The organism is Bacillus sp. JJ664, assembly GCF_036962205.1.
In the GTDB taxonomy this organism is placed as follows: Bacteria; Bacillota; Bacilli; order Bacillales; family Bacillaceae_G; genus Gottfriedia.
The window spans coordinates 1-1,893 of sequence record NZ_JBALMS010000004.1 but is presented as its reverse complement, the minus strand read 5'-3'; the positions used below and the strand labels follow the sequence as shown (position 1 = coordinate 1,893).

Below are 1,893 nucleotides of genomic sequence, written 5' to 3'. Positions count from 1 at the left end.
AAGAAAAAGAGCAAATCCTTGGGATTTGCTCTTTTTCTTTTTTTATTTGAACTAACATATTTTAAAGGAGTTTGATTCTCTTAAGTAGAATATGAATTTGAGCAAAAAGGGAGAGATAAATATGATTACAGATCAATCAACTAATAAAGTACAAAAATGTTTAATATTAGATAAAACAGAAAGATTAAATCCTTTATATAAGTATGTTGAAGATATTAAAAACAAAATTAAAGCTACAGGTAGTGCAGTATATGTTATACAAGAAAATAAGGTAATAGGTGAATGGTATTCAGGGTTTTGTCCTCTTACAGGTCAGGAAATCGTTGAAGATTCTCGATTTAATTTATATTCCGCTCGGAAAAGTTACATAGGATTGGCAGTTGCTATACTTTTAAATGAAAAGAAAATAGCTAATGTAGATGATGAAGTAATAAACTATTTAGAAGAAATAGATGAGGATATTTGTAAAGAGATAACAATACGTCATTTGGTTACTCATACTCATGGACTAAGTCTTGAAAACGATAGATTAGTGAAAGTTGCATCCCCAGGAACCATTTGGGAATATAATGATGCTGGCCTTGGTTTATTATATAGAATAATTAAAAAGGTATCAGGTAAGGATGTAAATCAAATAATTAGAGAATATGTATTTGAACCATTTGGATTTTCTGAGACTGGCTGGGAAATCACGAATCATATCAATCTTGTTGCAGATATATTTGAGTCATTTGAAAACCCTAAAATTAGATTAGATGATGCAACTGGATTTGGTAGAAATTTATTTGTAAGTGCAAGGGAACTTGCTCATTGGGGCTATTTACATCTTAACAAAGGTAATTTGAGTGGGAAGCAGATTTTACCAAAAGAATTATTTGAATTAACAACAAGAACTCAAACTCCAAGAGAAATGATTAACACTCACCAAAACGGATTCTTTTGGTTCAAGAACGAAAATGGATATATTGAGAGTGAATTGGGGGAGTATGTTCCACCAGCATCATACCAAATTTTAGGCGCATCTGGTTGTACTTGTTTAGTAATGCCCGAATATAATGCCGTAGCAGTAAGAATGTACAATAAGATAGGAAATCCTGATGGTTATGATTATTTAAGAGATATAAAAAACTTTGGTAATTTAGTAAGTACTTTATTGAAATAAGAGGGGAAAAGGAACAATTAGTCACTACTTCAGGGATCTTTTTTTTGTTTTTACTCTTTAAAGACAGAAGTTGACTACAACGTAAGGTGCTCAAGTCCTGTGGGAGATGCTGGAAAGCTGAGACCCCGCAGGAGGCCCATAGGGTGTGGGTCATGCATGCGTTACGACAGGACGTCGTGGTTTTAGCGTGCCTACCATTCTCATCTCCACAACCCACGGAAAGGGAGTAACTGGAGTTGTAATCAACTAACGCATACTTAAATTGCAACAAGAAATTAGTTATGAGTGACCAACCTTCTCGAATATACATGTATAAAACTTTAAGGAGGACTATTTATGGCAATGGTTTCAATTTATACAGTTGGTAGACTCAAACACACGTATGACCACCCAGCCTCTCGTGAATTTTATCGAGTAGGCAATGATGTATTTCGTCAGGCTATTAAATCAGGACAACTCATAGAGGACTTCTCACCAATTGGAGTTACAATTCCTGAAGAAATCAAAAAAGGTGAGGGAGACCCTGTTATTACACTAACTGTTTGGAATAGTCTTCAATCATTATACCGATTTACTTATTCGGGTCATCATATGCAAGCATTGAAAGAACGAAACAAATGGATGGAGTCTTATCAAGATAAACATCAACCATATGTTGTGTGGTGGACAGAGAATTTAAATGATGTATCTTGGGAAGAAGCTTTTAAGCGATACAATTATTACATGAAAAA

Annotated in this window: 2 protein-coding genes; both read left to right on the top strand. The window is 34.1% G+C overall.

Annotated features, from left to right (window positions below):
- Positions 1-121: 121 nt before the first annotated feature.
- Complete coding sequence (locus tag V7056_RS00590) at positions 122-1,162, top strand: serine hydrolase domain-containing protein (RefSeq protein WP_499698434.1); 1,041 nt, start codon at positions 122-124, stop codon at positions 1,160-1,162.
- 336 nt (positions 1,163-1,498) lie between these two features.
- Positions 1,499-1,893: DUF3291 domain-containing protein (locus tag V7056_RS00585; RefSeq protein ID WP_499698433.1), on the top strand; the 395-nt coding region annotated here is incomplete at its 3' end.

What these genes read in the sequence shown, in the direction of transcription:
- V7056_RS00590 (WP_499698434.1), top strand. Translation starts at nt 122, where the DNA reads ATGATTACAGATCAATCAACTAATAAAGTACAAAAATGTTTAATATTA.